Raw genomic sequence first — 5,054 nt, forward strand, 5'->3', positions numbered from 1 at the left:
CGGGGGCGGTCCCCCGCCTGATGTCAATCTCGGAAAAAATTATATTTATTTTCTTGGGCGGCCGGGGGGGGGGGGGGCCCCGCCCCGGGGGGGGGGGGGGGGGGGGGCCCCCCCCCCCACCAATTTTTTGTTTGAGCATCGGATTTATCCCCAAACCGGTTCCCACTTTTGGTTCCGATGCTCTCGAGCAGCAGGAGACGATCATGTCGCGCATTGGAATCCACTCTTTCGTCTGGTCGGCGAGCTCAGCGCAAGACGACCTCGAACGGACGCTGGCCAACACCAGGGAGGCGGGCTTCGACCTGATCGAATTCTCCTATCTTGACCCCGCCAATGTCGATGTTGGCGGGCTGGCCAAGCGCATCGCCGAGCTCGATCTCGGCGTGGCGATCAGCATCGGGCTGCCGCCCGACGGCGACATTTCAAGCGCCGACAAGGCGATTGCAGCGCACGGCGTCGAAGTCCTCAATTACACGATCGCGCTCACCCGCGATCTCGGCGGCCGGAAGGTCGCCGGCATCCTCAGCGCCAGCCATGGATTGCAGACTGAGGCGCCGACGCGCGATCAATGGAACCGCAGTGCCGCCACGCTTGCCAAGGTCGCGGAGACCGCCAAGGCCGCCGGCGTCACGCTCAACCTCGAGATCGTCAACCGGTTCGAGAGCAATCTGCTCAACACCGCGGCGCAAGGGTTGGCCTTCATCGAGGACACCGGTTCCGACAACATTTTTCTGCATCTCGACACGTTCCACATGAACATCGAGGAGGCCGATGTCGGGTTGGCCATCCGCCACGCCGCCAAAAAGATCGGCTATGTCCATATCGGTGAGAGCCATCGCGGCTTCCTCGGCACCGGCAACATCGACTTTGCCGCGATCTTCGATGCGCTGACCGCAATCGGCTATGGCGACGACCTCAGCTTCGAATCCTTCTCGTCGGAGATCGTCGACGAGAACCTGTCGAAGAAAACCGCCATCTGGCGCAATCTGTGGACCGACAATATGGAGCTGGCCCGGCATGCGCGCCGCTTCATCGCCATCGGGCTGGAGACGGCGCGGCGCAAGGCCGAGCTTGTTGCGTCAAGCCATCAGCCTTAGCTCCGGTTGCGATCCTCAGGCCAGCTCAAAACGTTCCACGGCGCGCATGATGCCACGCAGCTCGGCCAGGCCTTTCAGGCGGCCGATCAAAGAATAGCCGGGGTTGATCCTGGTCTTGCCGATATCGTCGGCGAGCAGATGGCCATGATCGGGTCGCATGGGAATCTGCCAGTCGGCGCGACCTTCCCTACGGCGGCGCGTCTCTTCCTGCATCAAAGCGAGGATGACATGCGCCATGTCGGTGCCGCCCTCCAGATGCTCGGCTTCATGGAAGGAGCCGTCATCCTCGATGGTTACATTGCGGAGATGGACGAAATGGATCCGGTCGGCGAACTCGTTGACCATGCCGACGATGTCGTTGTCTGCGCGCGTGCCGTAGGAGCCGGTGCAGAATGTCAGGCCGTTGGCCGGGCTGTCGACGGCGTTGAGGATGAAACGCGCGTCCTCGGCGGTCGAAACGATCCGTGGCAGGCCATAGAGCGAGAATGGCGGGTCGTCGGGATGGATGCACATGCGCACCCCCTCCTGCTCGGCCACCGGAATGATCTCGCGCAAAAACCAGGCAAGATTGTCGCGCAGCTCCTTCGGCCCGATCGAGTCATATTCCGCCAATGCCTCACGAAAACTATCCCGGTTGTAGCTGCGCTCGGTTGCCGGCAGGCCGGCAATGAGATTGCGCTCGATCCTGTCGATATGCTCTTCGCTCAATTCCTTCAGTCGCGATTCCGCTTCCGCGATACGTGCCGCGCTGTAGCCGAATTCGGCATTCCTGCGCTTCAGGACGAACAGGTCGTAGGCGGCAAAATCGATCGCATCGAACCGCAGTGCGTAGCCCGTCGTTGGAAGCCGATAGGCAAGGTCGGTGCGGGTCCAGTCGACCACCGGCATGAAGTTATAGCAGATCGTCGCAATGCCAGCCTTGGCGAGCGCACGGATCGTGTCCTTGTACCAGCCGACATAGCGAAGCCGTTCCGCCGAGCCGATCTTGATCGAATTGTGGACAGGAATGCTCTCCACAACCGACCAGGTCAGCCCTTCGGCCTCGATGACCCGCTTGCGCTCCAAAACGTCCGTCAAAGGCCAGGCGCGGCCGTCATAGATATTATGCAGGGCGGATACGACGCCCGTGGCTCCGGCCTGCTTGACATGATCGAGCGTCACCGGGTCGTCAGGGCCATACCAGCGCCAGCATTGTTCCATCGAGGCTTTCCTTTGCGATAAAACGGAACCGTATTGTTGGGCCACAATGGAAGTCAAATTAAAGGAGTTTGCGCAATGAAGGATTTCGACGGCAAGATCGCTCTGGTGACGGGGACGACCGGGATCGGCCTGGCAACCGCCAGACGTCTTGCGGCGGGCGGGGCGGCGATCATCGCCTGCGGCATCGACCGCGCGGCCAACACGGCGATGAGAGCGGAACTGGGCAGCTCCGGCGCCGAGGCGCTGGTCGTGGCCGTCGACGTCTCCGTGCCGGATCAGGTCCGCGACGCGGTCGCAGCCGGTGTCGAGCGGTTCGGCGGCCTCGATATCATCGTCAATTCCGCGGCGGTCCATCCGTATGGCACCGCTGTTAGCACCGATTTCGACATCTGGAACCGGGCGATGTCCGTCAATGTCGGCTCGATCTACCTGACCGCGCATTTCGGTATTCCGGAAATGATCAGGCGAGGCGGCGGCGCCATCGTCAACGTGGCTTCGGTGCAAGGTTTCGCCTGCCAGCAGAACGTCGCCGCCTATGCCACGACCAAGGGCGCCATCCACACATTGACGCGCGCTCTGGCGCTCGACCACGCGCGCTCCGGCATTCGCGTCAATTCCGTCAGCCCGGGCTCGATCCGCACCCCGATCCTGGAAAAGGCGGCGCGCGGCGAAAACGGCACCGACGCCGATGTCGAGGCCGCCTACAAGCGCTTCGGCGAAGCGCACCCCATCGGGCGCATCGGCGAGCCGGAGGAAGTGGCGGAACTCATCGCCTTTCTGTGTTCGTCGAAAGCCGGGTTCTGCACCGGCGCGGACTACAGGATCGATGGCGGCCTGACTGCCGGCATCGGCGTGAAGTAGAACGGGAAGATCGGTCTCGGCTTTAGGGGAGACGTTGTCATCGGACGATTTTCGGTCAGCCGCCACACGAAGCACCGACGGGGCGAACCAATAGCGCATAACATGCGCGAGCGCGAATACTGCACTTGCAGCCGGTTCAACCGTCTGATTCCCTTGGTTACGCTGGGCTGTCCTGATTCGCGCACTGTCAAAAATCTTTGCAGCGCGCCGGGAACATGCCTTCCACCGACCGCTGCGCTTGCGCATTCAAGGGGAGAGACGGCAAATGAACACTGCAACGAGGCCGACAATCTCGGAGATGAGGCCCAAAATATCCGTCATCGGGGTTGGCGGCGGTGGCGGCAACGCCATCAACAACATGATCGCCGAAGGCTTGCAGGGCACCGAGTTCATCGTTGCCAACACCGATGCCCAGGCGCTCACCATGTCGAAGGCAACGCGGCTGATCCAATTGGGAGCGCACGTCACGGAAGGCCTTGGTGCAGGATCCCTGCCCGAGGTCGGCCATGCCGCGGCCGTGGAATCTATCGACGAAATCATGGACCATCTTGCGGGAACGCATATGTGTTTCGTGACCGCAGGCATGGGAGGCGGAACTGGAACCGGTGCAGCACCGGTCATAGCGCAGGCCGCGCGCAACGCAGGAATACTGACCGTGGCCGTCGTCACCAAGCCGTTCGTCTTCGAAGGAAACCGCCGAATGCATGCCGCCAATGAGGGCATCGAGCGGCTGCGCGAAAGCGCCGATACCGTCATCGTCATACCGAACCAGAACCTCTTCAGGATCGCCGATGCCAAGACGACGTTCGCGGACGCTTTCGCCATGGCGGACCGCGTACTCTATGCCGGCGTCGGCTGCATCACCGATCTCATCGTCAAGGAAGGCCTGATCAATCTCGACTTTGCCGATGTGAAGTCGGTGATGCGCGATATGGGTCGCGCGATGATGGGGACCGGCGAAGCCACCGGCGAGGACCGCGCCAGGAAGGCAGCCGAAGCGGCGATCGCAAACCCGCTTCTCGACGAAGCGTCGATGATGGGCGCCAAGGGCGTCCTTGTCTCGATATCGGGCGGCACTGACATGACGCTGTTCGAGGTCGACGAAGCCGCCACCCGCATCCGCGAGGAGGTCGACGCCGATGCCGACATCATCGTCGGCGCCATTTTCGACAAGGCGCTCGCAGGAAAATTCAGGGTGTCGGTGGTTGCGACGGGATTGCGGCGGGGGCTTGAGATTCCGCTGACGGTGGGGTTGGAAAACCGTGTGAATTGAGCGACGCCCTTATGGCAGCACCACGGCAGGTTTCGACTGAAGGTCCGACGCACCGGACACCGCCGCCGACGGTAATCGGGCGGAACGCCCAACCCTGATTGTTGCGGGATAAGCCTGCCGAGCAAGTTGTCGGTTTTGCCTGCGCGACTTCTTGCTGTCGAATTGGAACGCCAGCCAGCGCTCATGGCGCCGGCCGCGTGAACAGGGTGCGGAACAATTCCTCAGCCCGTCGCAGGCCCTCATCTGTCAGAACCACCGACTTCGCCTTGTTTGCCGGATTGGCGATCAGTCCCTTCTGGTGCAAGCGATCCAGAGCATCCCAATCCAATCCCTTCCAGGCGCGCCTCTCTTCATGCAGCGTTAGCCAAAGCAGCCCGAGAAACGGCATTGTCGATCTTGTCGGTGTCCATCTCCATGCCAAGCAGTTTAACACGGGAAGACGGCGCCTGCCGAGACCCACACCGTCGGGTAACTCGATGAGGATCAAACTGGCCGCGCCAGGCTGCAAACGCAAAACGGCCCGCGTGATGCGGGCCGTTTTGTGGATTTGGTTGCGGGGACAGGATTTGAACCTGTGACCTTCAGGTTATGAGCCTGACGAGCTACCGGGCTGCTCCACCCCG

4 protein-coding genes and 1 pseudogene are annotated in these 5,054 nt (G+C 61.9%); 3 read left to right on the forward strand and 2 right to left on the reverse strand.

Annotation, left to right across the window (positions count from 1 at the left end):
- Nucleotides 1–203: 203 nt before the first annotated feature.
- A complete protein-coding gene (locus tag AC0L2A_RS34455) occupies nt 204–1,097 on the forward strand; it encodes a sugar phosphate isomerase/epimerase family protein (protein ID WP_473612644.1) in 894 nt (297 codons plus the stop codon).
- Between the two features lie 15 nt (nt 1,098–1,112).
- Here the strand turns inward: AC0L2A_RS34455 and uxuA are convergent, their stop codons facing one another.
- The gene (gene uxuA, locus AC0L2A_RS34460; RefSeq protein ID WP_473612645.1) at nt 1,113–2,297 is read right to left on the reverse strand and encodes a mannonate dehydratase; all 1,185 of its coding nucleotides are present in this window, start codon (nt 2,295–2,297) and stop codon (nt 1,113–1,115) included.
- A 75-nt stretch (nt 2,298–2,372) separates the two neighbouring features.
- On the opposite strand from uxuA, the gene AC0L2A_RS34465 reads away from it, so the two are divergent.
- Together AC0L2A_RS34465 and ftsZ are read left to right on the forward strand one after the other, a co-directional pair.
- Complete coding sequence (locus tag AC0L2A_RS34465; protein WP_091595352.1) at nt 2,373–3,158, forward strand: SDR family NAD(P)-dependent oxidoreductase; 786 nt, start codon at nt 2,373–2,375, stop codon at nt 3,156–3,158.
- Nucleotides 3,159–3,423: 265 nt separating this feature from the next.
- A complete protein-coding gene (gene ftsZ / locus AC0L2A_RS34470) occupies nt 3,424–4,431 on the forward strand; it encodes a cell division protein FtsZ (protein WP_023797312.1) in 1,008 nt (335 codons plus the stop codon).
- 181 nt (nt 4,432–4,612) lie between these two features.
- On the opposite strand, the pseudogene AC0L2A_RS34475 reads toward ftsZ, so the two are convergent.
- A pseudogene (locus AC0L2A_RS34475) lies at nt 4,613–4,847 on the reverse strand (DUF6429 family protein).
- Between the last annotated feature and the right edge of the window lie 207 nt (nt 4,848–5,054).

The sequence above is a fragment of the Mesorhizobium sp. WSM4844 genome (genome assembly GCF_055811775.1).

Coding starts and splice junctions, on each gene's coding strand:
- AC0L2A_RS34455 (WP_473612644.1), top strand. CDS start 204: ATGTCGCGCATTGGAATCCACTCTTTCGTCTGGTCGGCGAGCTCAGCG.
- uxuA (WP_473612645.1), bottom strand. CDS start 2,297: ATGGAACAATGCTGGCGCTGGTATGGCCCTGACGACCCGGTGACGCTC.
- AC0L2A_RS34465 (WP_091595352.1), top strand. CDS start 2,373: ATGAAGGATTTCGACGGCAAGATCGCTCTGGTGACGGGGACGACCGGG.
- ftsZ (WP_023797312.1), top strand. CDS start 3,424: ATGAACACTGCAACGAGGCCGACAATCTCGGAGATGAGGCCCAAAATA.